The 25,832-nt window shown below is 69.5% G+C and carries 22 protein-coding genes and 2 pseudogenes; 9 read left to right on the plus strand and 15 right to left on the minus strand.

The window, feature by feature from the left end; genetic code table 11:
* Complete coding sequence (locus tag AB0N06_RS24150; RefSeq protein ID WP_366136758.1) at nucleotides 1-801, minus strand: crotonase/enoyl-CoA hydratase family protein; 801 nt, start codon at nucleotides 799-801, stop codon at nucleotides 1-3.
* A gap of 192 nt (nucleotides 802-993) precedes the next feature.
* On the opposite strand from AB0N06_RS24150, the gene AB0N06_RS24155 reads away from it, so the two are divergent.
* The 3 genes from AB0N06_RS24155 (at nucleotide 994) to AB0N06_RS24165 (ending at nucleotide 5,127) form a co-directional block, all read left to right on the plus strand.
* The gene (locus AB0N06_RS24155) at nucleotides 994-2,622 is read left to right on the plus strand and encodes an acyl-CoA synthetase (RefSeq protein ID WP_366136759.1); all 1,629 of its coding nucleotides are present in this window, start codon (nucleotides 994-996) and stop codon (nucleotides 2,620-2,622) included.
* A 374-nt stretch (nucleotides 2,623-2,996) separates the two neighbouring features.
* A complete protein-coding gene (locus AB0N06_RS24160) occupies nucleotides 2,997-4,043 on the plus strand; it encodes a right-handed parallel beta-helix repeat-containing protein (protein WP_366136760.1) in 1,047 nt (348 codons plus the stop codon).
* Nucleotides 4,044-4,071: 28 nt separating this feature from the next.
* Complete coding sequence (locus AB0N06_RS24165; protein ID WP_366136761.1) at nucleotides 4,072-5,127, plus strand: methyltransferase; 1,056 nt, start codon at nucleotides 4,072-4,074, stop codon at nucleotides 5,125-5,127.
* Nucleotides 5,128-5,217: 90 nt separating this feature from the next.
* Here AB0N06_RS24165 and AB0N06_RS24170 read toward each other — a convergent pair whose 3' ends face one another.
* The 7 genes from AB0N06_RS24170 to AB0N06_RS24200 all read right to left on the minus strand — a co-directional run bounded on the left by AB0N06_RS24170 (nucleotide 5,218) and on the right by AB0N06_RS24200 (nucleotide 10,522).
* Nucleotides 5,218-5,550, minus strand: a complete 333-nt coding sequence (locus AB0N06_RS24170) for a TcmI family type II polyketide cyclase (RefSeq protein WP_366136762.1) — start codon at nucleotides 5,548-5,550, stop codon at nucleotides 5,218-5,220.
* 76 nt (nucleotides 5,551-5,626) lie between these two features.
* A complete protein-coding gene (locus AB0N06_RS24175) occupies nucleotides 5,627-6,106 on the minus strand; it encodes an SRPBCC family protein (protein ID WP_358862487.1) in 480 nt (159 codons plus the stop codon).
* 1 nt (nucleotide 6,107) lies between these two features.
* Nucleotides 6,108-6,365 carry an acyl carrier protein gene (locus tag AB0N06_RS24180; RefSeq protein ID WP_358862486.1) on the minus strand — a complete coding sequence of 86 codons (258 nt, stop codon included), beginning with the start codon at nucleotides 6,363-6,365 and terminating at the stop codon, nucleotides 6,108-6,110.
* A 15-nt stretch (nucleotides 6,366-6,380) separates the two neighbouring features.
* Nucleotides 6,381-7,631 carry a beta-ketoacyl synthase N-terminal-like domain-containing protein gene (locus AB0N06_RS24185; protein ID WP_366136763.1) on the minus strand — a complete coding sequence of 417 codons (1,251 nt, stop codon included), beginning with the start codon at nucleotides 7,629-7,631 and terminating at the stop codon, nucleotides 6,381-6,383.
* Nucleotides 7,628-8,896, minus strand: coding sequence for a beta-ketoacyl-[acyl-carrier-protein] synthase family protein (locus AB0N06_RS24190; protein WP_366136764.1), 1,269 nt, complete (start codon nucleotides 8,894-8,896; stop codon nucleotides 7,628-7,630). Before AB0N06_RS24190 ends, AB0N06_RS24185 begins: the two co-directional genes overlap by 4 nt.
* Nucleotides 8,893-9,327 (minus strand): cupin domain-containing protein, encoded by a 435-nt coding sequence (locus AB0N06_RS24195; protein WP_366136765.1) that lies wholly within the window; start codon nucleotides 9,325-9,327, stop codon nucleotides 8,893-8,895. Before AB0N06_RS24195 ends, AB0N06_RS24190 begins: the two co-directional genes overlap by 4 nt.
* Before the next feature lie 76 nt (nucleotides 9,328-9,403).
* Complete coding sequence (locus AB0N06_RS24200) at nucleotides 9,404-10,522, minus strand: SchA/CurD-like domain-containing protein (RefSeq protein ID WP_366136766.1); 1,119 nt, start codon at nucleotides 10,520-10,522, stop codon at nucleotides 9,404-9,406.
* A gap of 268 nt (nucleotides 10,523-10,790) precedes the next feature.
* Between AB0N06_RS24200 and AB0N06_RS24205 the strand changes: the two genes are divergently transcribed.
* Nucleotides 10,791-12,419, plus strand: coding sequence for an FAD-dependent monooxygenase (locus tag AB0N06_RS24205; protein ID WP_366136767.1), 1,629 nt, complete (start codon nucleotides 10,791-10,793; stop codon nucleotides 12,417-12,419).
* Here AB0N06_RS24205 and AB0N06_RS24210 read toward each other — a convergent pair.
* The 3 genes from AB0N06_RS24210 to AB0N06_RS24220 all read right to left on the minus strand — a co-directional run bounded on the left by AB0N06_RS24210 (nucleotide 12,406) and on the right by AB0N06_RS24220 (nucleotide 17,225).
* On the minus strand, nucleotides 12,406-13,974 hold the full coding sequence (locus tag AB0N06_RS24210; protein WP_366136777.1) for an alpha/beta hydrolase: 1,569 nt from the start codon (nucleotides 13,972-13,974) through the stop codon (nucleotides 12,406-12,408). The two genes, AB0N06_RS24205 and AB0N06_RS24210, sit on opposite strands and share 14 nt — an antisense overlap.
* Before the next feature lie 198 nt (nucleotides 13,975-14,172).
* Entirely contained in the window at nucleotides 14,173-16,521 is a 2,349-nt protein-coding gene (locus AB0N06_RS24215) for an FtsX-like permease family protein (RefSeq protein ID WP_366136768.1), read from the minus strand.
* On the minus strand, nucleotides 16,518-17,225 hold the full coding sequence (locus AB0N06_RS24220) for an ABC transporter ATP-binding protein (RefSeq protein WP_366136769.1): 708 nt from the start codon (nucleotides 17,223-17,225) through the stop codon (nucleotides 16,518-16,520). Before AB0N06_RS24220 ends, AB0N06_RS24215 begins: the two co-directional genes overlap by 4 nt.
* A gap of 216 nt (nucleotides 17,226-17,441) precedes the next feature.
* On the opposite strand from AB0N06_RS24220, the gene AB0N06_RS24225 reads away from it, so the two are divergent.
* Both AB0N06_RS24225 and AB0N06_RS24230 read left to right on the plus strand, forming a co-directional pair.
* Nucleotides 17,442-18,752, plus strand: a complete 1,311-nt coding sequence (locus AB0N06_RS24225) for a histidine kinase (protein WP_366136770.1) — start codon at nucleotides 17,442-17,444, stop codon at nucleotides 18,750-18,752.
* Nucleotides 18,749-19,450 (plus strand): response regulator transcription factor, encoded by a 702-nt coding sequence (locus AB0N06_RS24230; protein WP_366136771.1) that lies wholly within the window; start codon nucleotides 18,749-18,751, stop codon nucleotides 19,448-19,450. Before AB0N06_RS24225 ends, AB0N06_RS24230 begins: the two co-directional genes overlap by 4 nt.
* A 314-nt stretch (nucleotides 19,451-19,764) precedes the next feature.
* On the opposite strand, the gene AB0N06_RS24235 is transcribed toward AB0N06_RS24230, so the two are convergent.
* The 4 genes and pseudogenes from AB0N06_RS24235 to AB0N06_RS24250 form a co-directional block, all read right to left on the minus strand.
* Nucleotides 19,765-21,270 (minus strand): acyl-CoA synthetase, encoded by a 1,506-nt coding sequence (locus AB0N06_RS24235; protein WP_366136772.1) that lies wholly within the window; start codon nucleotides 21,268-21,270, stop codon nucleotides 19,765-19,767.
* 127 nt (nucleotides 21,271-21,397) lie between these two features.
* On the minus strand, nucleotides 21,398-21,847 hold the full coding sequence (locus AB0N06_RS24240; protein ID WP_366136778.1) for a hypothetical protein: 450 nt from the start codon (nucleotides 21,845-21,847) through the stop codon (nucleotides 21,398-21,400).
* Between the two features lie 9 nt (nucleotides 21,848-21,856).
* Complete coding sequence (locus AB0N06_RS24245) at nucleotides 21,857-22,084, minus strand: transposase domain-containing protein (RefSeq protein ID WP_366136773.1); 228 nt, start codon at nucleotides 22,082-22,084, stop codon at nucleotides 21,857-21,859.
* A gap of 43 nt (nucleotides 22,085-22,127) precedes the next feature.
* Nucleotides 22,128-22,709: pseudogene (locus AB0N06_RS24250) on the minus strand (transposase); the annotation flags it as partial.
* A 531-nt stretch (nucleotides 22,710-23,240) separates the two neighbouring features.
* Here AB0N06_RS24250 and AB0N06_RS24255 point away from each other — a divergent pair.
* The 3 genes and pseudogenes from AB0N06_RS24255 to AB0N06_RS24265 form a co-directional block, all read left to right on the plus strand.
* Nucleotides 23,241-24,197, plus strand: coding sequence for a sensor histidine kinase (locus tag AB0N06_RS24255; RefSeq protein ID WP_366136774.1), 957 nt, complete (start codon nucleotides 23,241-23,243; stop codon nucleotides 24,195-24,197).
* Nucleotides 24,194-24,847: a response regulator transcription factor gene (locus tag AB0N06_RS24260; protein WP_366136775.1), complete on the plus strand. Its 654-nt coding sequence runs from the start codon at nucleotides 24,194-24,196 to the stop codon at nucleotides 24,845-24,847. Before AB0N06_RS24255 ends, AB0N06_RS24260 begins: the two co-directional genes overlap by 4 nt.
* A gap of 350 nt (nucleotides 24,848-25,197) precedes the next feature.
* Nucleotides 25,198-25,716, plus strand: a pseudogene (locus AB0N06_RS24265) (hypothetical protein); the annotation flags it as partial.
* Nucleotides 25,717-25,832 lie beyond the last annotated feature (116 nt).

Here is a 25,832-nt window from a genome sequence, read left to right on the forward strand (position 1 = left end):
TCAGGCGCGCCGGTACACAGGCGGGCGTTTCTCGGCGAAGGCGCGGGCGCCTTCCTTGGCATCGGCGGTGGTGAAGACCGGCCGGCCGCGATTCAGTTCGGCGGCGAGGCCCTCGCTCTCGGTCATCTCGGCGGTCTCGTACACGGAGGCCTTGACGGCTTCGACGGCGAGCGGGCCGCAGGCATTGATCCGCTCGGCGACGTCGAGGGCCTGCTCCAGTGCGGTGCCGTCGGGGACGACTCGGCCGATGAGCCCGATACGGGCGGCTTCGTCCGCACTGTACGGGCGTCCGGTGAGCAGCATTTCGAGGGCGTGGGTGCGGGGGATCTGGCGCGGCAGCCGGACCGTCGAGCCTCCGATGGGGAACAGTCCGCGCTTGACCTCGAAGAGTCCGAAGGTGGCGCTCACGCCGGCGATGCGGATGTCCGTGCCCTGCAGGATCTCGGTGCCGCCGGCCACGCAGTATCCCTCGACTGCGGCGATGACCGGTTTGCGGGGGCGGTGGTGGCGCAGCATCGCCTTCCAGTGCAGATCGGGGTCGGCCGTCATCCGGTCCCGGTACTGCTCGCTCTCCATCCCCTTGCCCGCCAGCGCCTTGAGGTCCATGCCGGCGCAGAAGGTACCGCCCGCGCCGGTGAGGACGACGGATCGGATGCCGTCGTCCTCGTCCGCGGCCAGCCAGCCGTCGTACAGCCCGACCAGCATCGGCAGCGAGAGCGCGTTCTTCGCCTCCGGCCTGTTCAGGGTGAGCACCAGTGTGGCGCCTTCGCGCTGCACGGTGAGGTGTTCCGTACCACCCATTGCCTGCCTCCCGTCTCCAGATCCAGATCCAGATCCAGATCCAGATCCAGAACAGGTTGCAGTAGGCCGGGGTTCAGTTCAATAGCTTTCTGACAGTCAGTCAGATTTCTTCTACGGCACCCCTTCCCAGTTGTGCCGGTCGACGCTCTAATGGCCGCCGAGCCACTCAGTGCCCCGGGGTCAGGAGGAACGGTGGAGTACAACCTTGCCGACCTGTTCGAGTCGGTCGTCGACGCGGTCCCGGATCGCGAGGCGCTCGTGTACCTCGACCACCCCGGTACGGGCGCGGAGCGCCGGCTCACCTACGCGGAGCTGGACGCCGCCGCCAACCGGATCGCCCACCATCTGATCGACGCGGGCCTCACGCCGGGAGAGCACCTCGGCCTCCACCTCTACAACGGCATCGAGTACCTCCAGACGGTACTGGCCTGCCTCAAGGCACGCCTGGTACCGGTCAATGTCAACTACCGCTACGTGGAAGAGGAGTTGATCTACCTCTACCGTGATGCGGATCTGGCGGCGCTGGTCTTCGACGCCGAGTTCGACGAGCGGGTCGCGGCCGCCGCGCCGAAGGCCCGCAAGCTCCGCCATCTCGTACGGGTGGGCACGCCGGTGGCGGGCGTGCCCGGTCCGGATGCCGTGGCGTTCGCCGATGCCGAAGCGGCGGGGAGTCCCCGGCGCGGTTTCGCCCCGCGCTCGGCGGACGACCAGTTCATCATCTACACCGGTGGGACCACGGGCATGCCCAAGGGTGTGATGTGGCGCCAGGAGGACCTCTTCTTCTCCGGCCTCGGCGGCGGGGCCCCGACCGGCGAGCCGGTGAAGACGCCGCAGGAACTGGCCGAGCGGGTGGCCGCGGGTGGTGGCGGCATCACGTTCTTCCCCACTCCCCCGCTGATGCACGGCACCTCGACGCTCACCGCGTTCATCGGGTTCAACTTCGGGCAGCGGGTCGTCATTCACCGCAAGTTCGTCCCCGAGGAGGTGCTCCGGACGATCGAGAAGGAGAAGGTCACCAGCGTGTCGCTGGTCGGCGACGCGATGCTGCGGCCGCTGATCGACGCACTGAAGGGACCGCTGAAGGGCACCGACTGTTCGTCCATGTTCTCCGTCTCCAGCTCGGGCGCGATCATGTCGGACTCGGTGCGCGCGGAGTTCCAGTCACTGGTGCCCACCGTGATGATGCTGAACAACTTCGGCTCGTCCGAGTCCGGCTTCAACGGCACGGCAACGGCCGACTCCGGTCCGCAGAACGGATTCCGTCTCCAGGTCAACTCCCGCACTCTGGTCGTCGATCCGTCGACGTACGAACCCGTGGCCCCGGGCGAGCCGGGGCGGATCGCCCAACGGGGACATGTGCCGCTCGGCTACTACAACGACCCGAAGAAGACCGCGGAGACGTTCTTCCGCAAGGGTGAGCAGCGGTGGGTGCTGCTGGGTGACATGGCGACCGTCGACGCGGACGGCATCGTCACCGTCCTCGGACGCGGCTCCCAGTGCATCAACACCGGCGGCGAGAAAGTGTACCCGGAGGAGGTCGAACAAGCCCTCAAGTCCCATCCGGACGTGTACGACGCACTGGTGGCGGGGGTGCCCGACGCACGGTGGGGCAATCGCGTGGCAGCGGTCGTGCAGCTGCGGGAAGGCGCGTCCGAGCCCTCGCTCGACGACGTCCAGGCGCACTGCCGGACCCGTCTCGCCGGATACAAGATCCCCCGGCAGCTGGTGATCGCTCCGCAGATCCAGCGCTCACCGAGTGGCAAGGCCGACTACCGGTGGGCCCGCTCTGTCGTGGCACCCGGCAGCGGGGCTCAGGGCTGAGACGCGCCGAGTCACCCGATTGCCTCAGCCCGCGAGCAACCCCGGACGTGCGACGCGGCCGTCCGGTCGTAAGACCGACCGGCACATGGGAGGCGGCGTCGCGGGGCTGGGTGCGCACATCTGCGGCGTTGTCGTCAGTCAACAACTCCATGGCCCGAAAGGCATGGGAGGGGCCCCCTTCGCGTTGCCTCCCTCCTCCGCCTTGCAGCTGCACCCACCCAGACCCGCTCCTTCACCCACCCCCCCCCATGTGCCGGTCGGTCTAAGCCATTCGGGCACGGGATACGCTCGTCCGCTCACCCTGCGTGGCAGTGGGCGGCGATCGCCCATAGCTTCGGCTCATGAGGAAACGACACATCACCAGCCTCGTGTGCATGGCAGTTGTCTCGGCCACCGCGGTGGCCTGCGCCGAACCGTCCGTCTCCGCCGCTACCCCGGCCGTGCGGACGGTCCAACCGGGCCAGTCGATCCAGGCCGCCGTGGACGCCGCCCGGACGGGTGACACCATCGTCGTCCAGGCCGGCACCTACCACGAGAGCGTCCTGATCAAGAAACAGGGTCTGACCCTGCGCGGCAGCGGGGCCCGGACCGTCATCAAGCCGAGCGCGACCGGGACCAAGGCCGGCAACGCCTGCGCGAAAGCCGGCAACGGCATCTGCGTGCTGGGCACGTCCGCTCACACCGTCGACGGTGTGAACATCCGCTCCCTCACCGTCTCCGGATTCAAGAAGAACGGCATCTGGGCGTCCTGGACCGACGGTCTGAAGGTCGGGCAAGTGACCGCCGAGACCAACGGTGTCTGGGGCATCGCCCAGGAGAGGTCGACCCGCTCCGAGCTCCGGAGCAACACCGCCCACGGCAACGGCGACGCCGGCATCTTCGTCGCGAACACCGTGGCCGAGGAGGGCGGAGCCACCGACACCCGCGGGACGCAGCTCCGCGGCAACACGCTGACGGACAACCGGATCGGCATCACCGCCCGCCGCGTCCGCAACCTCACCATCCGGGACAACACCTTCACCGGCAACTGCAGCGGCATGTTCGTCGTCGGCGACGAGGGTAAGCCGCAGGCCGGGGTGATGACCATCCGCAACAACCGGGTCACCGGCAACAACAAGTTCTGCCCGGCGACCCCCCGACTGCCCGCCATTCAGGGCTCCGGCATCGTCCTCACCGGCACCGTGGACACCAAGGTGCGCGACAACACGATCCGGAACAACGTGGGCGCCACCCCGCTGTCCGGCGGCCTCGTGCTGTTCAAGAGCTTCGTGGGCGCCCACAGCACCGGCAACACCATCAGCCGCAATGTGGTGCTGGGCAACCGGCCCGCGGACCTGGCCAACCAGGAAGCCGGGCCGAGCAACACCTTCACCGGCAACACATGCGCGACGTCCGCACCGGCCGGAATGTGCCGACCGTGACCCGCCGCACGAGAAGAAGCGAGACGGTATGACCACCGCGAGCACCACTCCCATCCCCACCACTCCCCTGCACACCCCGCAGCCGGGAATGCGGCTGCGCGAGATCGCCTTCGGCGCAGCCTGCGCCGCGGCCGTGCGCGCCGCGGCCCGGCTGGGCGTCGCCGACGCGCTCGGTGAGACGCCGGCCACCGCAGCCGAGCTCGCCGCGGAGGTGAACGCCGAGCCGGCGCCGCTTCGCCGGCTGCTGCGCGCTCTGTCGTGCTACGGAATCTTCGCCGAGACCGCCGACGGAAGCTTTGTCCACACCGACATGTCCCGACTGCTGCGCGAAGACGACCCGAACAGCCTGCGGTACATCTCCCTGTGGTGCACCGAGCCCTGGACCTGGGAGGTCTGGCCGCGGCTGGACGACGCGGTGCGCTCGGGCACGAGCGTCTTCCCCGACGTGTACGGGAAGGGGTTCTTCGACTACCTCCACGACGACGCGCACGAGTCGGCGCACATCTTCAACCGGGCCATGACCACCTCCAGCATGCAGTCCGCGCTGGATGTCGCCGAACTCCTCGACCTCGCAGGGGTGTCCGAGGTCGCCGACATCGGCGGCGGTCAGGGGCACGTGCTCGCCAGCCTGCTGGAGAAGCACCCGAAGGTCCGCGGCACGCTGATGGATCTGCCGGGCGTGGTCGCGCGCGCCGACGCCCGGCTGCGGGACGGCGGAGCGCTCGCAGGACGGACGAGCATCGTCGCCGGGGACTGCCGCGAGGCGATCCCGGTCGAGGCGGATCTCTACATCATCAAGAACATCCTGGAATGGGACGACGAGAGCACGCGCAGGACGCTGCGCAATGTCATCGCGTCGGCCCGCCCGGGTGCCCGGGTCGTGATCATCGAGAACCTGGTCGACGACACCCCGTCGATGCGGTTCACCACCGCCATGGACCTGCTGCTGCTCCTCAATGTCGGCGGTGCGAAACACACCAAGGAGAGCCTGATCGAACGGATGGAGGAAGCGGGGCTGATCATCGGCGACATCAGTCCGGTGAACGGATATCTGCACGCGTTCGAGTGCATCGTGCCCAGCTGAACCGTTTCGCCTCACGGCTGAACCGTTTCGCCTCACGCAATCGCCCCGGGTCCGGCTCTTCAGCCGGACCCGGGGCGACCGTCGTGTGTCTCAGGCGCTGGAGTCGCGCTCCCACCGGTAGAACTCGTGGGCCATCGCGTCCTTCGGGCCACGCCAGGTCTGCGGGTCGTACGGACTGATGAAGGCGGTGAGCTTCTGGCTGAGGTCCTGGAACTCCGGGTGCTGGTGCACCTTGGCGATCTCCGGGCCCGGCGGGCGGTCGGACTCGATCAGGTGCAGATAGACGTCGCCGAACTGGAACAGCTTGCGCTGGTTCACTCCGACGAGGTGCGGCAGTTCGCTGCGGTCGGAGGCGGCGAACAGTTCGGCGATGTGCGGCGCCGACTCCGGCGCCATCCGGGCGACGATCAGAGCGTGGTGCATGGGCGGGATGCCTTTCTGATACCCGGCCGGTACCCCGCCGGGGCGGCGGGGTGGCCGGACGCGGGCGGGCGGGGGGTCAGCGGGCGTTGACCGGGGCGGTACGGCGCTCGCGGTCGCGCTGCTCGATCTTGTCCCGGATGAGTTCCATCTGGACGCGCGAGTTCCGGTTGATGTTGTCGGTCATCCACGCGTCGTCGACAGGCGCGTCGGACCGCATCGCGAAGTCCTGCGTCCAGTGCAGCTTCGTGCCACCGGGGACCTCCGAGTACTCCCAACGGATGTTCATGTGCTCGAACGGGCCCGGCTCGACGCGACGCGCGACGACCTTGCGCCCGGCGCGGTCGGTCGTGCGCTCCGAGACCCAGCTCCACACCTTGCCGTTCTCGTCAGGGTGCATGGTCAGACGGAACCTCGTCCTCTCGCCCTCCCGTTCGATCACCTCGACCGCCGCGTACTCACTGAACAGCCGCGGCCAGTTCTCCAGATCGTTCGTCACGTCCCAGACCAGGTCGAGGGGGGCGGCGATGGTGATCTCGTTCTCGGTGTGTCCGGACACTTCAGGCTCCTGTCATGAGGGTGTGGTTGACGAGGTCGAGGAATTCACGGGGCGTCTTGCACCGGTCGGCGTCGGCCGGGAGCGGCCTGCCGTGCCGGTTCTCCAGCACGCCCACGATGCCGAGGAGGCCGAGCGAGTCCAGGCCGTACTCGTCGAAGCCGGACGCGGGCCGGCTCTCCATCTCCTGCGGGTCGACGCTGACTCCCGCGCCCTTCTTCATCAGCGCAGCCAGCTCCTGGTAGGTCAGTGGACCGTTCATGAGGACTTCTCCTTCTCACGCGTGGATAGCGGTGGGGCGCCGCAGCACGAGGGCCGCGTTCGAACCCATGAGGCCGCGGCTCAGCACGAGCGCCGTCCGCAGTTCGGCGGGGCGTGCCCGGCCGGTGACGACATCGAGTTCGTGACACACGTCGACGACGTTCGGGGTGGGAGGTATCAGGCCGAATTCCATGGCCAGTACGGCGGCTGCCGCGTCCAGCACCGGCGCCCCGCAATAGGCCCGCCCGATCCCGGTCTTGGGCGCCGTCACGGGTACCCGCTTGCCGTGCGTGCCGAGCGCGTCGGCGATGGCCATTGCTTCGGCGCGGTCGGCGGAGGGTACGCCGAGGGCGTCGGCGAAGACCACGTCGATCTCCTCCGGCGCACAGCCGGCCTCCCGCAGGGCGCCGCTGATCGCCCGGGCGAGGCCCTCCCGCGACTCCTCCCATCGGGACGCCCCGGTGAACGTCGCGGAGTGGCCCGCCAGTTCGGCCCTGATCCGGGCCCCACGGCGGTTCGCCGCGGCCTCCTCCTCGACCACCAGCATGGCGCCGCCCTCGGCGGGTACGAAGCCGCACGCCTCCGAGGTGAAGGGGCGATAGGCCCGCTCAGGGTCCTCGCAGACGCTGAGGTCCTCGTACCCGAGCTGGCAGACGACCGAGTACGGGGCCAGAGGTGCCTCGGCGGCGCCGACGACCACTGCGTCGGCGCCGCCGCGGATGGACCGGGCGGCATGCGCCAATGCGTCCAGGCCGCCCGCTTCGTCGCTGGCCACGACGGCGCACGGCCCCTTGAATCCGCCCCGGATGGAGATCTGGCCGGTGCTGGCCGCGTAGAACCAGGCGATGGACTGATAGGGGCCTACGTAATTGGACCCCTGTCCCCACAGCCGTTGCAGTTCGCGCTGACCGAACTCGCCGCCGCCGGAGCCGGCGGCGGTCACCACTCCCACGGCGAACGGGTCGCCCTCGTAGTCGGCCCGGCCGATCCGGGCGTCGTCGAGGGCGAGATCCGCTGCGGCCATCGCGAAGTGAGTGAAGCGGTCGGTCTGCACGAGGTAGCGTTCCTCGATCAGGTCCACCGGGTCGAAACCCCTGATCTCGCCTGCGACCCGCAGCGGCAAATGCTCGCAGCCCTCGCGGGTGACGCGGTCGAGGACGCTCGTCCCTTCCTGTGTCCTCTTCCAGAACGACTCCGTGGTCGTGCCGTTGGGGGCGACGACACCGATGCCGGTGACGACGGTACGCCTGGCCTTTCGGGTGCTCATGGTGTCCTCCCACCTGTTCTGGTCAGGGCAACGGCGGACTGGAAACCACCGAATCCGCTGCCGACCGACAGGACGCTGCGCAGCTTCCGGGGCCGTGCCTCACGCGGCACGTAGTCGAGGTCGCACTCCGGGTCCGGGGTTTCGTAGTTCGCCGTCGGCGGCACCGTCTGGTTGACCAGGGACAGTACGCAGGCGGCGATCTCGATGGCGCCGATGGCGCCGAGCGAGTGACCGACCATGGACTTGATGGAGCTCATGGGCACCTCGTAGGCGTGCGTGCCCAGGGCCCTCTTCACTGCGGCCGTCTCATGACGGTCGTTCTGCTTCGTGCCGGATCCGTGCGCATTGACGTAGTCGATCTGTGAGCTGTCTATCCGGGCATGACCGAGGGCCCGGTTGATGGCCTCGGCCATCTCCAGTCCCTCGGGGGTCAGCCCGGTCATGTGATAGGCGTTGCCGAAGGTCGCATAGCCGACGATCTCGCAGTACACGGTGGCACCGCGGGCTCGGGCATGTTCCAGCTCCTCCAGGACGAGTACGGCTCCACCCTCGCCCATGACGAAGCCGTCCCGGTGGGCGTCGAACGGCCGGGAGGCGTGCTCCGGGTCGTCGTTGTTCGCGGAGGTCGCCTTGATCGCGTCGAAGCAGGCCACCGTGATCGGAGTGATCGGCGAGTCGGACGCCCCTGCGATGCAGACGTCGACCCGCCCCTCCTCGATGGAGTGGAACGCATACCCGATCGCGTCGAGGCCGGAGGTGCAGCCCGTCGAAACGGTCTGCACCGGGCCGTGCGCGCCTACCTGCTCGGCGACCGCCGAGGCGAGGGAACTGGGTGAAAAGGCCCGCTCCAGATGGCGGCCGGCCGGGCGGTGGTCGACGTCCCAGCGGGCGCCGCTGCCACTGACGGCGACGTAGTCGTGCTCCAGCCGGGTGGTGCCGCCGACGGCGGTGCCGAGGGACACCCCGATGCGCCAGGGGTCCACCTTCTCCGGGTCGAGGCCCGCGTCGCCGAGGGCTTCCCTGGCGGCGACGAGCGCGAATTGGATGTACCGGTCCGAGCGGGCGATCTCGTCCTCGTCGAGGCCGTGGGCCGCAGGGTCGAAGTCGCACTCGGCGGCGATCCGGGAGCGGAATCCCACCGGGTCGAACAGGGTGATGCCGCGCGTCGCGGTGCGTCCGTTGGCGAGGAGGTCCCAGAAGGCCGGCGCGCCGATTCCGCCCGGGGCGACGACACCGACTCCGGTGACCGCCACGCGCCGGGTCATGAAGCCGCCTCGGTTCGTTCTGGCGGCGCGGCCCGGCCGGCGGTCTCGGTGTGCTCGGTGTCGACGTGACCGAGCTCCGGACGCGGGGCGAGCGGACCAAGGTGGAAGACCATGCGCGCTTCCACATCTCCCACGTTACGGAACCGGTGACGTACATGCGGAGGGATCAGCAGGCCCTGGTCGGGTCGCAGGGCATACGGTTCCCCGTCCAGGTCCACCTCCAGGAGACCGTTCACGACGTACACGAACTCCTCCGAGTACGGGTGGTAGTGTTCGCCGATGCGGTCGCCGGGCTGCACGATGGCCAGCCCCATAAAGCCGCTGGTGGCACCCACCGCGGTCGGCGTGAGCATGGCGCGCAGGTCGCCTCCGCGCCTGCGGTTGGGTTGGGTCTCACTGAGGTCCACGATGCGTGGCCGATGCGTGGTCATGACTGCTTTCCTCCTGGCGCAGTGCGCGTGATGTTGACGGGTTGAGCGAGAACCCCCCAGGGTGCTGACGCGCGGTTCAGGAATCCGCGGCCCGACGATCGGTGATCAGGGTCATCTCGGACTTCTTGAGGAAGCGCGAGATCTCCTGGTCGTTGGTCGGCGCGGCGTTGACGCCGCCGTCCAGGAGTCGTCCGAGCCGGGTCACCTTGGCGGGGTCGTCGATGCCCAGAGCCTGAGCAGGCTGCGCGTCCAGCGGGCCGACCATTTCGAGGAGCCGCACGACGATGTCGTCGCGCTGGAAGATGGTGCTGCTGTCGATCGGGCTGTTCCGGTCCTCGGCCGCCTCCTCGTCGTTGCCGGCGAGCAGCCGGGCGAGCGCCATCCCGCACCCCTCCTTGGCCTGGTAGAACAGCGCATGCCGACTGATGTCCGCAGCGTTGTGCCGGCCGGCGGTGACGTGGTGGACTGTGGGCAGAGCCGCCCGGGTGAAGAACACCCGGGCCGAGTTCGGGTCGCTGAGGTCCCGGTCCTGCTCCAGGTACGGGTTGATGGCCTCCTCGACCGCCCTGATCTCGGGCTGACGGGACACATGGCGCAGCGCCGCAAGGAGGTCCCCCTCGACCTCAACGGCCCGGACGACCCGGTTTCCGTGCATGAAGAGCGAGGTACGGCGCAACCGCGTGTGCTCGTCGACCCGGGCCTTCGGGGCGTCGTAGTCCGCGAGGATCTTCGCGACGACGTCCTCACTGCCGGGCTTCACGGTGAACGTGAGGGCGTGGCGGACCACGCCGTCGCCCAGCCGGGGGGCGGACTGCAGGTTGCGCTTGGCGCCATCGGGGGTGCTCTCGAAGGCGGTCCCGGTCTCCCGCAGCACGGAGAAGCGCAGCGACCGGGTGTCGCGTACGCAGCTGTGCAGGGGCTGAACCGTTTGGACGTGCTCCTCGCTGTTGACCCAGGCGAGGAAGGGCGGTGCGCTCTCCCATTCGCTGGTGATGAGCCACTGCGAGGGGTTCTCGATCGACTGGCACAGCTGGTCGCTGATGTGCCCGGGTACGGATGCCACCTGATTGCGCAGGTGCTCGTACGCCTCAAGGAATTGGTTCTGGGCTCCGTCGTGCAGATCCAGCAGCAGAACGACCCGCAGCCTGGAGCCGTCGAAGGCGGACTGCGAGATCCGGTCCGAAAAGGTGGTCATATGTCGTTCTCCTTCGAGACGGCGTGGCGTCCACGTGAATGGCAGGCCGTCGGTTGTCGAATGGAATCGGAGCCGGGAATCTCCCGGCGGTTGCGTGCTGTCCGCTCCCGCGCCGCGGGCTGCGTCTCCGTGACCGATCGTGAAACGCTGGTCCGGTCGACGCGAGATTTATGAACCGTTCAGGTGAGCAGCCGTCCGGAGGCCGTCCGAACGGCTCCCGCAGGGGCATGAACAATGCATCTGTACGGCGTCGGAGCTGGAGCAACTGATGAACGAGAACGTCGAACTCCGTGTACCCGTCCTCATCGTGGGCGGCTCCCTGGTGGGTCTGTCCGCATCACTTTTCCTCGGCCGGCTCGGAATCGAGCATCTGCTGGTCGAGAAGCACGCGGCCACCTCCACACACCCGCGTGGCCGCGGCAACAACGTACGGACCATGGAGGTGTTCCGCACGGCGGGAGCCGAACGGCGGATCCGGGCGGCTGCTTCGGTGCTCGCGGAGAATCACGGGATTCTGCAGGCGGGTTCGCTGACCGGCGACGACCAGGAGTGGCTGTTCAGGGAGATCGACCCGGGCGGCGGCCTGGCGCGGTTCAGCCCGAGCGGCTGGTGCCTGTGCAGTCAGAACGATCTGGAGCCGGTGCTGCTGGCGCAGGCCCGTGAGCAGGGCGGCGACATCCGGTTCTCCACCGAAATGATGACGTTCGACCCGGATGGCTCAGGGGTGCACGCCACCCTGAAGAACCGGGAGACCGGTGAGCACATCAGCGTCCGTGCGGACTACCTGATCGCGGCCGACGGTCCGCGCAGCCCCATCCGGGAGCAGCTGCGGATCGGTCAGTCGGGACCCGGCGACCTGTTCCACAACGTGAGCATCACCTTCCGCTCGCGGAAGCTCGCCGACGTGGTGGGCGACCGGCGTTTCATCGTGTGCTACCTGACCAAACCCGGGGCGGACGGTGCTCTCTTGCCGGTGGACAACAAGAAGGAGTGGGTGTTCCACGCGCCGTGGCAGCCCGAACGGGGCGAGACGCTGGAGGACTTCACCGACGAGCGGTGCGCGGAGCACATCCGCCGGGCGACCGGTGCGCCGGACATCGACGTGGAGATCACCGGGAAGGCCCCGTGGCACGCCGCGGAGCGGGTCGCCGAACGGTACGGCCGGGACAGAGTCTTCCTCGCCGGCGACTCCGCCCACGAGATGTCGCCGACCGGGGCGTTCGGCTCCAACACCGGTATCCAGGACGCGCACAACCTCGCCTGGAAGCTCGCCGCCGTGCTGCGCGGCGAGGCCGGTCCGGGGCTGCTGGACACGTACGAGGCGGAGCGGCTGCCCGTGGCACGGGCAACGAGCGAGCGAGCCTCGTCCCGTTCCGCGGAGCACAGCCACCCCGGATATGCCCCGGCTCCCGGTGTGGGCGGCGGGAAGAAGGGCGGCCTGCTGCCGGTGGCGCTGGGATACCGCTATGTCCGGGGCGCCGTGCTGGGTGTCGACGCCGAGCAGCCGGTGGTGCCGCAAGGGCTGCGGCTGAACGGTGACCCCGGCTCCCGGGCACCGCACCTGTGGGTCCGTCAGAAAGGCGAGCGCAGGTCGACACTGGACCTGTACGAGCGGTCGTTCGTGTTGCTGAGCGACGGCGCGGATGTGGCGTGGCGCCGGGCGGCGGCGCGCGTGGCCGCCCGGCTCTCGGTGCGGCTCGACGCGTTCGGCATCGGCGCCGGCTCCGACCTGGAGCCGGAGAACGGGGCGGACTGGGCACAGGCGCACGGTACGAGCGCCGAGGGTGCGGTGCTCGTGCGCCCCGACGCCTTCGTGGCCTGGCGCTCGGAAGGTTCCGTCACCGATCCGGAGGCGACGTTGTACGAGGTGCTGTCCTCCCTGCTCAGCCGGGGCTGACGCCGCCGGCCAACGGTTCGTCGATGTCTCGGTCCATGCCGAACGACCGCAGCGCCGCAAGGAACTCTGCCGGCCGGGCGGTGTGGACGAGATGTCCGGCGTCGATGGTGACCAGGCGGCAGCCGGGGATCTGCTGGGCCATCCAGGCAAGCTGGTCCTGCGCGAGGTGGCTGTCGGGACCCCCTCCGATGATGAGGGTCGGGGCGGTGATCTCGCCGAGGCGCGCGCGGGCCGCCGGGTCGGGGTCGTTCAGCTGGGCATCGATCGACGGGACGACGGGCCAGTCGAAGTCGACTTCCGAGTCGGGACGTTGGGCGGGCGGGCGCGGCGGATCGAGCGGGATGAGCGGCGGGGCCTCCTCGATGACGAGCCTGCCGATCAGTGCTGGTTCCTGTTCGGCGAGCAGGAACGCGGCGACGCCGCCCATCGAATGTGCGACGACAGTGGCGCCGGACAGATTGCGGGCTGCCAGGAAGGCGTGCAGGTCGTCGCGGAACAGCTCGAAGGAGTAGCGGCCGGTCCAGTCGCTGAGGCCGTGGCCGCGGAAGTCGAGTGCGTACACCCGGTGGCCGGCGGCGAGTTGTGCCGCGATCTCCGTCCAGGTGCGGCTGGATTCGCCGCGCCCGTGGACAAGGACGACGGGCGGAGCGGACGGCTCGCCCCACACCCGGTAGGCGAGGCGAATGCCTCCGGCCTGGACGCTGCGCACCTCGGGGTCGAGGAAGGCGTTGACGGTGCGGACGAAGGCGCCCGGGTCGTCGATCCACGGGTAGTGCCCGGCGCCGCGCTGCACGGCGAACTCCGCGTTCGGGAACAGCGCGGCCAGTTCGGCGGCGCGGTCCGGGGTGGGTCCTGCGTCGTACTCCCCCGCGAGGACGAGCACGGGCGCCATGACGCCCCGCAGGGCGGTGACAGTGCCGGCCGGATCGAACGCACCTTCCTGGTAATAGGCCTTAGCTGCCTCGGAGTTTGCCTGCTCGGGAGCGGCGGCGGCGTGCGCCCGCGCGGCGGCGTCCCATCGTCCGTACGTGAACGGCTCGATCGCGGACCACGCGTCTCCGAGGGAACGCCGCCCCGCCCATATGGACTCCAGCGCGTCCCGGCCCTCCGCGAACCACGGTTCGTCACGGCGCAGTTCGGAGGCGTCGCGCCAGTCGTCGTCGGTGACGGTGATACCGGCGGCGCGGGTGCCGGGGGTGACGAGGGTGAGCGTGCGCAGCCGCTCCGGGTGCCGGGCGGCGTAGAGCGCGGCCAGGTTGGCGGACGCGGAGTGGGCGAGGAGATCGATGCGCTCGTGGCCCAAGTGGGCGCGCAGTGCCTCCACGTCGTCGACGAGCCGGTCGCAGCGGTACGTCGATGGGTCGTCCGGCGCGGCGGAGTCCCCGGTACCGCGAAGATCGAGCAGCACCAGTTGGCGGTGGGCGGCGAGTCCGCCCAGGTCGCCGAGGTAGGAGCTGGCCCGCATCGGCCCGCCGGGCACACAGATGAGCGGCTCGCCCTCCCCCAGCAGGTGATAGGCGATCCTGGTCCCGTCGTATGCGTGGAAGGTCGGCATGTACGCCATCCAAACAGGCCCCATGGCGTGATGCAGCTGTGTTCGGTAGAAGCGTATCCACGATGTGGTACGGCTCCCGAGTGGGAAGACCGGCCGGTGCCGCGGTCGCCACAAGGCGGCGTCACCGGTCCACCCGTAACCGGCGGACCCGAGGGGCTGCGCACACATGCGTCACGCACGAACTCTGAACCTGACCTCCTATTCGGTGCGCAGGGCCGTGGCGGTTCGGGCCCTGGCGGCCCAGCCGGCGGGCAGGAGCGCACCCAGGATGGCGATGAGCAGGCCACCGACTACGAGCGGGAGCAGTTCGGTCCCGTGGTAGACGGCGATGACGGAACCGGGGAGGCGGAGCCCCACGCTGTCGCCCATCGCGGGGATGACCCAGCCGTGCAGGGCTACGCCGAGCGGCACGCCCAGGGCGCCCGCGACCAGTCCGGTCACGACGACCGAAGTGAGGACCATCGCGACGGTCTGCCGGGGGGTCATGCCGAGCGCCTTGTGGACACCGATGTCCCGGACGCGCTCGCGGGTATCGAGCAGCACGCCGTTGAGCACGCCGAGCGCGGCGACGGCGACGAGCATCAGCGTGAGGGTCGCGGACAGCGCGTTGAGCGTGACGACCATGTCGCTGCCGGCGTCGAGCCCGCCGGCCCGAGCGGTGACCCCCAGCGGTGCCAGGTCCCTGTTCAGCGCGTCGACGTAGTCGGAGACGTCGGTGCCTGACGTGACCGCGATGTGATGGCTCGTCTCCGTCAGGTCGGGATGTACGGCCGTGAGGGTCGAGGCGTCGGTGAAGACCTGCATGCCGTCGTTACGGGGGTCGAGGATCTCGCCGACGATCCGGACCGTGACCGGCTCGCCCAGGCCGTTCAGGGTGACGGTGTCGCCGATGCGGGTGCCGGTGGCGGCCAGGAAGGGGGTCGGGACCACGGCCTCGCCGGGCCGTTCGATCCAGCGGCCCGACACCATCGTGTAGCCGCCCCAGGAAGCGTCGCCGGTGAAGGCGATCACGTAGATGGTGCCGGTCAGGCCGGACACGGTCGCCCGTAATGTCGCGGCGCTGAAGTACTTCCCGGTTCCGGCGGCGGCCTCGATGGCCGCGGCGACTGCGGCGGGATCGGCCTTGGGCTGCTTCTCGGGGGCAGGGCCTTGAGGTCCGAAGTTCGGCAAGGGCGCGGCCACGGTGACATCGGCGGCGTCGTGGGCTTTGGCTTTCATCACCTGGCTGAGCGAGGCGCCCATCCCCACGGTGAACGTGACGGCGATGGTGCCGAACAGGATCGCCATGCCCATGGCCAGCGCACGGGCGGGCCGCGCGAAGGGCCGGGCCAGGCCCAGGGCGACCGGCTGCGGCAACGGCAGCCGTCCGGCCAGGCGGGCCGCCCACCGGCCGCGCCCCGCCGAAGCGGTACGCCCGACGGCGAGCGCGTCGACCGTACGCAGCTGGCCGGCCCGCCAGGCACTCGCCCACGCGGTCGCCGCCACCAGGCCGAGTACCCCGGCGATCATCGCCAGGTCGACCCAGGGGGCGATGGCCAGGGAGGAGGTGCCGTAGACCTCCTCGGCTTCGGCCAGTACGGGGACGGCGAGCAGGTGGCCGGCGAGAACACCGAGGGCCGTGCCGACGGCGGCCGGGATCAGCGCCTGACCCACGTAGGCCCGCACGACCTGGGCCGGGGTGAAGCCGACGGCCTTGAGGATGCCGATGCGGCGTGTTCCCGTGCCGACGGCCGACGCGACGACGTTACCGACGATGAGCACCGACATGACCAGGCCCAAGGCGCCGAACGCGATGAGGAAGGGGATGTAGAGGGCGGTGTCGCGCTCGGCGGTCTTCTTGACGGTGAGCCATGACTGTTCGCCGACGGCCGCTCCCGGTGGCAGGGATTCCGTCACGGCCTTGCCGCCCGCGGTGATCTGCGCGTCGGTGTCCGCGTCGGTGAAGCGGTAGAGCATCTGGTAGCCGCCGCTGCCGGGTGCGGTGAGCGCCGGCATCTGGGACGGAACCACCCAGGCGTCGGCGGTCTGCGTGGCCGAGCGCGCCACACCGACCACCGTCAGCGTCGGACCGTCGGGCAGATCGGGGAAGGCAAGTTTCATGCCCATGGTCGGGAAGAGCGAGGAGTTGCCGGACAGCACGATCTCGCCGGAGCGCGTGGGCCACCGCCCGTCGAGCAGCGTCACCGCGTCCACGTCCCGGCCGGCATCGCCCCGGCCGACCACGGTCATCGGCCCCCCAGGGCCCGCCCCGTCCGCCCGCGGGGTGACCGTCGCCGTAGAAAACGGCCCGGCTGCGCCGCTCACCCCTTCGGCGTTCCTGGACTTCGACAGCTGCCCGGCACTCACCTTGCCCGCGTCGAACTGGATGGACAAGTGCGCGCCGTGCTGGTTGGCGAAGGCGTCGTCGAAGGGCGCGCCGGAGACCGCCAGCAGCGATCCGCCGAGGACGGAGGCGGCCACCGCCATCATCGTGGCGAGCCCGATCACCAGCGTCTGCACCCGGCGTCGTCCCACCCCCGAGCGCACCACCTTGCCGAGCGCGCTCATCGGGCGGCCTCCGGGGCGACGGCCTGCGACCGGACGTCCTCGGTGATCCGGCCGTCACCGATCCGGACCGTACGGTTGGTGCAGGACCGGGCCAGAGCCAGGTCGTGGGTGACCACGACGATGGTCTGGCCGTCGGCATTGAGGTCGGTGAGCAGCCTGCTGACGTCCTGTCCGGCGGCCGTGTCCAGGGCCCCGGTCGGCTCGTCGGCGAGGAGCAGTGGCGGCCGGTTCATCAACGCCCTGGCCACCGCGACGCGTTGCCGCTCGCCGCCGGACAGCCGTCCCGGGTAGGCGCGGGCGTGCCGGTCGATGCCGAGGTTCTCCAGGAGTTCCGCCGCCCGGCGGTCAGCCTCGACACGTGCCGTACCCGCGAGCCGCGCGGGCAGGACGACATTGTCGGCGACGGTCAGATCGTCGAGCAGGTTGAAGAACTGGAAGACCATGCCGATCTTCGATCGCCGGTAGAGCGCCGATCCGGCCTCGCGCAGCTGATCCACCCGCACCCCGTCTACGGTGACGGTCCCCGCATCCGGCCGGTCCAGGCCCGCGATCAGATTGAGCAGCGTGGACTTACCGCTGCCGGAAGGGCCGAGGACCGCGACGGCCTCGCCGGGCTCCACAGTCAGCGACGCCTCGTGCAGTGCGGGCGGGCCGTCGTCGTATCGTCGGCTCACCTCGCGCAGTTCGATCACCGGCATGGTCATGAAAGGGCTCCTTCGACGCGGGCATCAGACCCGTTGGACGCTAGGAGCGCGCCCGGCCTCTGCGCGTCGCCCGCCCGAACTCCTTGCCGTACCGCATCGGGATGACCTGCCGGAACGTCATCCTTTCGATGTAGGCGCCCGATGTATGCGAAACACCGGGAACCGACCACTGAGGCGGACTCCTACGGTTCAGGCGGCGGCGACAATGAACCGGTGATGAACGTACGTACGACGCCGGAGCGGCTGTGGGCCCTGGCCCGCGAGGTGGTCCGCGACGCCAGGTTCCCGACCGGTGCGCCGCTGCGGCTCAGCCGTCGCGCCTGGCAGTTCGACGTGCTGGTGGCGCTGACGCTCGGCATCGCCACTGTCTACTACGGCATCGACAACGCGAACAACATCGTGGTGCGTGAGATCGCACCCGGCGTGGAGTACGTCGTGCCGCGCCCGTCCGGCCCGGGCGGCCTGGCCTTCATGGTGACCCTCGCGGTCGTCGCCTCGGGTGCCGTGGCGCTGCGCCGCCGCTTCCCGCTCACCGTGCTGTGCATCGTGACGGCCGCGGTACTGGCGACACCGCAGAGCGTCCTGCGGCTGACGTTCTACGCGTTCGTGATCGCCGTCTACAGCGCCGCCGTCTACAGCCCCTACCGGGTGGCGACCCTGTCGGCGCTGCCGGTGTCGGTCCTGCTGGTCGGTACTTCGGGGGACTCGGTGACACCGATCGTCCCCAACGAATACATCGTCCTGCTGATCCTGGTCCCGATGGCAGGAGCCGCCCTCGGGCTGCGCACCTGGAAACTCCGGACCGACGAAGGCCGGACCCGGCTCTCCGCTCTGGAACGCGAACAGGCCGAGGCGCTGCGCCGGGCGGTCGAGCACGAGCGCGCGCGGATCGCTCGCGAATTGCACGACGTCGTCACGCACAACGTCAGCGTGATGGTCATTCAGGCTGGCGCCGCCCGCAAGATCATGAAGACCGCCCCCGAGCAGGCCGGCGAGGCCCTGCTCGCCGTCGAGGCCGGCGGTCGGGCAGCCATGACCGAACTGCGGCACGTCATGGGCCTGCTCACGATGGCCGGCGAGGGCGAGTCGGCGGGCGGGGTCGAGAATCTGGCCGACACAGGCGCGGAGCTGGCCCCGCAGCCCGGCCTGGAGCAGCTGGATGCGCTCGTCGGACGCGTAAGGGACGCTGGACTGCCGGTCGACCTGACCGTGACCGGCCCGCCCTGCGAGATCCCGCCCGGCATCGAGCTGGCCGTCTACCGCGTGGTCCAGGAAGCCCTGACCAACACCGTGAAGCACGCGTCCGGTGCCACCGCCTCCGTGACCGTCGAATACGGACCGGAACGGCTCCGAGTGGAAGTCACCGACACCGGTGGACTCCCGGACGCGGGCGCGGCCACCGGAAACGGCCGGGGCCTGATCGGCCTGCGCGAGCGCCTCGCCGTCTACGACGGAACCCTGAGCACCCACCGACGCCTGACCGGCGGCTACTGTGTGGAAGCGCTGATCCCCCTGGAGGCACCGTGACCGAGCAGCCGCTGCGTGTGCTCCTGGCCGACGACCAGACCCTGGTCCGCACCGGATTCCGGATGATCCTCGGCGCCGACGGCATCGACGTCGTCGCCGAGGCGGCCAACGGAGTCGAAGCGGTCGAAGCGGTCCGCCGCACACGTCCCGACGTGGTCCTGATGGACATCCGGATGCCGGAGATGGACGGCCTGAAGGCCACCCGCCGCATCCTCACCGGCGCCCCCGGCGAACCCCGCGTCATCATCCTGACCACCTTCGACCTCGACCGGTACGTCTACGCGGCCCTGTCCGCCGGGGCCAGCGGCTTCCTCCTCAAGGACGTCACCCCCGAGCACCTGGCCTCGGCCGTCCGCACGGTCCGTACCGGCGGCGCTCTCCTCGCGCCCGCCATCACCCGCCGCCTCGTGCAGCGGTTCGCCCGGCACGGCAGCGACACCGCCGCCCTCCACCGCGACCTCGCCTCACTCACCCCGCGCGAACTGGAGGTGCTCGGCCTGCTGGCCCGAGGACTGAGCAACGCCGAACTCGCCACCCGCCTCCACCTGGCCGAGGCGACCGTCAAAACCCACGTTGCCCGCATCCTCGCCAAACTCGGACTCCGTGACCGTGTCCAGGCTGTCATCGTCGCCTACGAGACAGGGCTGGTCAGCGTCGGCGAACGCGAGGCCGCCCAGCAGTCCACCGAGCAGACGTAGACCGAAGCCGAAGCATGGCCGGCCCTCACGCGAACCCCAGCCGTTCGCCCCGACTTGTGCCGAGGACGCTCCTGGTCCTCCAGCAGTGTCCAGACCAGGGCCTTCTTCCGGATCAGCCCGGCATGATCCGAAAAAAAGGGCGCCAACGACCTTCTCCGCGACAGGAAGTGGATCAGCGGGAGGTGTCATGCGGCTTCGACGGCAAGGCGGGGGAGGGAGTCGACGCGGAGAGTCGGTGACTGACGACAACGCGGCCGGCGCAGTCGCTGGGAGTCAGGAGCCCGCTCCCTGTCGTGGGGAAGGTCCTAAGGGGGTCACAGCTGTGCGAACCGGTCCCTGAGCTCGCGCTTGAGGACCTTTCCGCTCGCGTTGCGGGGGAGCTCGTCCACGAAGAGGACCTTCTTCGGGGCCTTGAAGTGCGCGAGCCGTTCCCGTACATGGTCGAGAAGCTGCTGCTCGGTGGCGTCCTCCCGCAGCACGACGACGGCGGTGACGGCCTCGATCCAGCGTTCGTCGGGCAGCCCCACGACGGCTGTCTCGGCGACGGCGGGATGGGTGTAGAGGGCGTCCTCGACCTGGCGGGAGGCGACCAGGACACCGCCGGAGTTGATGACGTCCTTCACCCGGTCGACGACCGTGAAGAAGCCCTCCGGGTCACGTACGGCGAGGTCGCCGGAGTGGAACCAGCCGTCGCGGAACGCCTCGGCGGTCTCCTCGGGCTTGTTCCAGTAACCCTCGCACAGCTGCGGTGACCGGTAGACGACTTCGCCCGCCGTGCCGTCGGGGACCTCCTTGCCGTGCTCGTCGACAACCCGTGCTTCGACAAAGAGCACCGGCCGGCCGCAGGAGTCCATCCGGCCTTCGTGCTCCTCGGGCCCGAGAACGGTGGCGAGCGGGCCGATCTCGCTCTGTCCGAAGCAGTTGTAGAAGGCCAGCGCGGGCAACCGCTCGCGGAGCCGTTCCAGCACCGGGACCGGCATGATCGACGCACCGTAGTACGCCTTGCGCAGCCCGCCGAGCTCGCGGGCCGCGAACTCCGGGTGGTTGGCGAGCGCGATCCAGACAGTGGGCGGGGCGAACAGGCTGTCCGCCTGCCCGGCCTCGACGAGGTCGAAGATCCGGCCCGCTTCAGGCGCGTCGAGGATGGTGTTCTCCGCCCCGACCGCGAGGTAGGGCAGCAGGAACACATGCATCTGCGCGGAGTGGTAGAGCGGCAGCGAGTGGGCGGGCCGGTCGGTGGGGCGCAGGTCGAGAGCGGTGATCGCACTGACGTATTCGTGGACGAGGGCGCCGTGCGTCATCATCGCGCCCTTGGGGAGCGCGGTGGTACCCGAGGTGTACAGCAGTTGCACGAGGTCACCGGCGGCGGGTTCGCGCTCGGGGGTGAAGGGGCGCGGGGTGGCGAGCGCGCCGAGCAGGGAGTCCGGTGCGTCGCGCAGCGGCCGTACGGCGAACCCGGCCGGGATGCGGTCGCTGAGTGCCGGGTCGGTAAGAACGAGGGCGCTGCCCGACTGCTGCAGGATGTAGGTCAGGTCGTCGCCGGTGAGGTTCTGGTTGACCGGCACATGGACCAGCCCGGCGCGGGCGCAGGCAAGGTACGCGATCAGGTACGCGTCGGAGTTGTGCGCGTAGGAAGCGACCCGGTCACCGGGGTGCAGGCCGTGGTCGGAGAGGAGGACGGCCGCCGCGGTACTGACCGCCGTGTCCAGCGTCCGATAGGTCCAGGACCGGTCGGCGTACCGCACGGCGGTGCGCTCGGGGGTGCGCCGTGCGCTGCGGGTCACGACGCCGTCGACTGTGGAGCTGCGTACACCTGTCATGGCGTGATCCTGGGCGGCCGGGACCGGGCGGTCAAGGGTTCTGTTACCTGCCGAGTTGTTGACAGGACTGCGGGCGTGCTGGCTGAGTTGCGCGTGGCGTCTCGGGACATCCGAGCAACCGCCTTTCTCACCCACCCAGTTGGGAGGAACCTTGCCCCTCCGTAACCGTCTGAGACTTCTCGCGGTGTCCGGTCTCGCACTGTTCACCGTGGCGGCGTCCCTGCCTCCGGCCGTGGCCGACGCCTCGCACACCCGGCATCCGTCGGGCGGCGGGCTGTCCGCCGTGATCCGCTAGGACCAGCAGCCGCAGCAGCGGATAGCCGAACTCCAGCTTCTCCCCGCTCCGCTTGGGATACCGCCAGGTGAGTGCCTCCTCGTCGGGAACATGCACAAAGGTGCCGTCGACGGCCACGGTGCGCAGTCCGCGATAGAACGCGCCGGGCTGATGGCGGTGGGCGACGGGGCCGGCCAGCGTCTCGAACAGGCGCCGCAGCGGCGAGGCCCCTATCCGTCGCCATGCGCGGGGCAGTGAGGAAACGGCAGGCCACACCAGGGGCAGCCCCTGAAGTCCGGCCACGAGCTTGCCTCACACCGCGCGGTAGGAGTCGTGCTCGAACAGGGCCAGCGCGAGGACGAAGTACACCACCATCCGCGAGGGCAGCAGCCGCAGTCTGCGCTCGCGTGCCCCGGTCTCCTCCAGACCCGCGTTCACCAGCGCGAAGTCCACGATCTGGGTCAACTCGCCCAGATGTCCGGGCGCGTACACGCCCCCGGCCACCTCGATCGTCCGGGTGATGACAGACTTCTCCTGCAACGGGACTCCTGCACTTGATCGACTTTCTTCGCCGATCGTTGATCTACAGGCGCCCCGTTGCTCCGTTCAACCCCCTTGACGGTACCGCTTCCCGGCCAAACGCAACTGCGTTGCCCGGCAGCTCCTGCCGACACAACACCCAACTGCCAAGCGGCCGCGGTCCAGTGGCGTCGGCAGCCACCGTGCTTGGCCTGGGCGAAGCGGAGCCAGCCGCTGCGCTGGGCAGCGGAAGCGACGACTTGGTGCAGTCTCTGCCCGGTCGGCTCGTCGTACCTCGCGTTGTTGATGAGCCGCACTGTGCGATGCCGAGGGTGGTGCACAGCCGCTTCACGCCGAAGCGGCGCTGGTGGTCGGCGGCGAACTGGCAGCGGTTCACCAGCGCGTCTCCCAGCGAAATACTTCGACGCCTTCCGTAGGATCTCGCATTCCCCCTCCAGCTCACGGACCTTCTTCCGCGAGGCGGCGTTCTCCGACACCAGCGGCGTGGGCGGCTCCGCCGACACCTCCGCCCGGCGTCCGCGTCGTCTACCCAGTTCCGCAAGGCCTCCGGGCTGATCCCCAGATCAGCGGCGACCTGCCTGATCGTCGCTCCTGACCGTGAGGAGTACAGCGCGACCGCGTCCGCCTTGAACTGCGGCTCGGACCCGTCTCACTGGCCGCGTTCGCGTGCTTGCCGCCCGTTTCGAGACCGTTCAAGAGGCCGTAGGCGGCGTGGCCGATGTCCCCCAGCTCGTCCTCCGCGACCACATAGTCAACCGACCCCTTCGCCGGCGTCGAACCCCCCGTACTGTCGGTCGGCCTGATTCATCCTCATGGCGACGGCCGCCTTCTCCGCGGCCCGCTCGTCCTGGAACGACATCGTCGACGCCCTCGTGTCCCTGATCGGAAAGCTGCCCCGCGCGCCACGCTACCCACGTGATCAACGATCTACCACAGGTGATCGATCATACGGACGGGTTCTTCACTCACGAGCGTCATTGCGCCCGGCCTACGCGAAGGGCCACGTCAGCGGTAGGCGCGGGACCGAAAGATGGGTGACAGCATGTATGGAATCGTCGATCACGGTCGACAAGACTTGCTCCGAAAACGGCTCCCCGGTCCGGGGGAGGTCGACGCTGCGCCGAAAGCACCGACCGGGGCAAGGGGGAGATGGGGCGTGTCGCTGTTCTGGCGGATGTTCCTGTCGAACGCCGCAGTGCTCATGCTCGCAACCGGGCTGCTCGTAGGCCCGTGGGTCACGGTGTCCAGCACGGTTCTCATGCACGAGGCGCTTGTGCTGGGCGGAGGCCTGATCGCGATGCTGGTGGCCAACGCGCTGCTGTTTCGCATCGTCCTCTCTCCTCTGAAGCGTCTGACCAAAGCGATGGCGGATGCGAATCTGTTGGAGCCCGGTCAGCGCACCCGGGTCACAGAAAGCGGCGAACTGGCGGAGCTGACGGAGACGTTCAACGTCATGCTCAGCCGGCTGGAGACCGAGCGGGCCGAGAGCAGCGGCAGGGCCCTGTCGGCGCAGGAGTCCGAGCGCCGACGGGTTGCCCGCGAGCTGCATGACGAGGTCGGCCAAACCTTGACCGCCGTCATCCTGCAGTTCAAGAGCCTCGCCGACCGCGTTCCGAGGGCCCTGCACGAGGAAGTCATCACCGCGCAGGAGGCGGTACGGAGCAGTCTGGACGAAGTGCGGCGCATCGCCCGCAGACTGCGGCCGGGCGTGCTCGAGGACCTCGGCCTGCCCAGCGCCCTCAGGGCCCTCGTGACGGAATTCTCCGCGCCCGGCGTCACCGTCAGCCACCGGGTGGACGGCTCCCTGACAGCGCTGGGAGCGGAGGCCGAGCTCGTGCTGTACCGCGTGGCCCAGGAAGCCACGGCAAACGCGGCCCGCCACTCCGGGGCGAGCAGGATCGATCTCAAACTGCGTGCGGCCGGTGCGCGGGCCGTGGAACTGACGGTCAGCGACAACGGCAAGGGCTTCCACCGGGCAACGGAGGGGGCAGGACTGCAAGGCATGCGCGAACGCGCCCTTCTCCTCGGCGCGACGCTCACGCTCGGCTCCCACGGTTCCGGCGGCACCACCGTACGGCTGCGAGTCCCGCTACCGACGGGCGGAGCCATATGAACACCCCTGTACGCATCCTCCTGGCCGACGACCACGCCCTCGTGCGACGGGGCGTACGCCTCGTCCTTGAGTCGGAACCGGACCTGACCGTGGTCGGCGAGGCCGACGATGGCGCCCACGCGATCGAGCTGGCCCGGGACGTGGACGCCGACCTCATCGTCCTCGATGTCACGATGCCGCGCATGACCGGGCTCCAGGCCGCCCGTGCCCTGGCGAAGCACCGGCCTGACGTCAGGATCCTGTTCCTGACGATGCACGACAGCGAGCAGTACTTCTTCGAGGCGCTGAAGGTGGGCGCCTGCGGATACGTCCTGAAGTCGGTGGCCGACCGGGACCTGGTGGACGCCTGCCGGGCGGCGATGCGCGACGAGCCGTTCCTCTACCCGGGCACGGAGACCGCGCTGGTCCGCCACTACCTGGACTTGGTCCGGCGCGGCGAGGGCCTGCCGAGGAAGCCGATCACCGAGCGCGAGGAGGAGATCCTCAAACTCGTCGCCGAGGGCCACTCATCGAGGGAGATCGCCGAGTTGCTGGTGATCAGCGTCAAGACCGTCGACCGCCATCGCGCCAACCTGCTGCAGAAACTGGGCATGCGCGACCGGGTCGAGCTCACCCGTTACGCCATCAGGACCGGCCTCATCGAGCCATAGCCGGCGTCGGGTGCCGCCGCCTCCCAGGCCTCGCCGGCCCAACCGTTGTCTTCCAATGGGCCGGCGCCGGTCCGGTGCCCCATGCACCGGATCCCGTACCACCATGCACTGATACGTGTACAAGGGGAAAACGTGAAAAGCCACATACCGGCGCTCTCGCCAGGGCGTCGCGGACGCTCAAGACTCGACCGGTCCAGAGGTCTGCGCGGCACCGCGGTCGGCGTCGCCCTGCTGATGTCCCTCTCCGTGATCCACGGGGCAGAAGCCGCTACCGCCGCCCCGGCTGCCCAGGCGCAACAGAAGCCGGCCGCACAGCCGGTCACCGCCGCGGCCGACATCACCTCGGCGCGCGTACCGGAACCAAGCAGGAAGCCGGCCCGCCGTTCTTCTCCTACAGCGGCGCCTACGTCGTCAACACCGCCACCCCGACGCTGCGGGACACGTTCGTCGACCCCAACGGCGACAAGGTCAACGGCACCTTCCAGATCTTCGACTCCGCCACCAACACCCAGGTCGGCAACGTCATCGTCTCTCCCTGGGTGAACTCCGGACAGGTCGCCTCCGTGACCGTCCCGGCCGGGGTGCTGGCCAACGGCAAGTCGTACAAGTTCCGCACCAGTCCGTATGACGGCACCCACTACAACACGGGCTGGTCGGAGTGGAAGACCTTCACGGTCGACACCACCTCGCCCATCGCGCCGACGGGTATCACCTCGACGGACTACCCGGCCACCGCCTGGATCAAGGGCGCGGGCCAGGCCGGCACCTTCACCGTCACCCCGAACGGCACCGACCACAACTGGCTGGAGTGGTCACTCGACGGCGTGACCTGGACCAAGGTCGCCACCGCCGGCTCCACCGCCGCTAAGGCCAATACCGTTCAGTTAGTGGGCTCGGATGGTGATGTGGGGGCTGTGTTCGGGCTGGGGCCAGTGTGCGTGGTGGGAGCGTTTCGCGGCCCATTTCAGGACCTTGCGTTTGACAA

It is taken from the genome of Streptomyces sp. NPDC051020 (assembly GCF_040683105.1).
Lineage (GTDB): Bacteria > Actinomycetota > Actinomycetes > Streptomycetales > Streptomycetaceae > Streptomyces.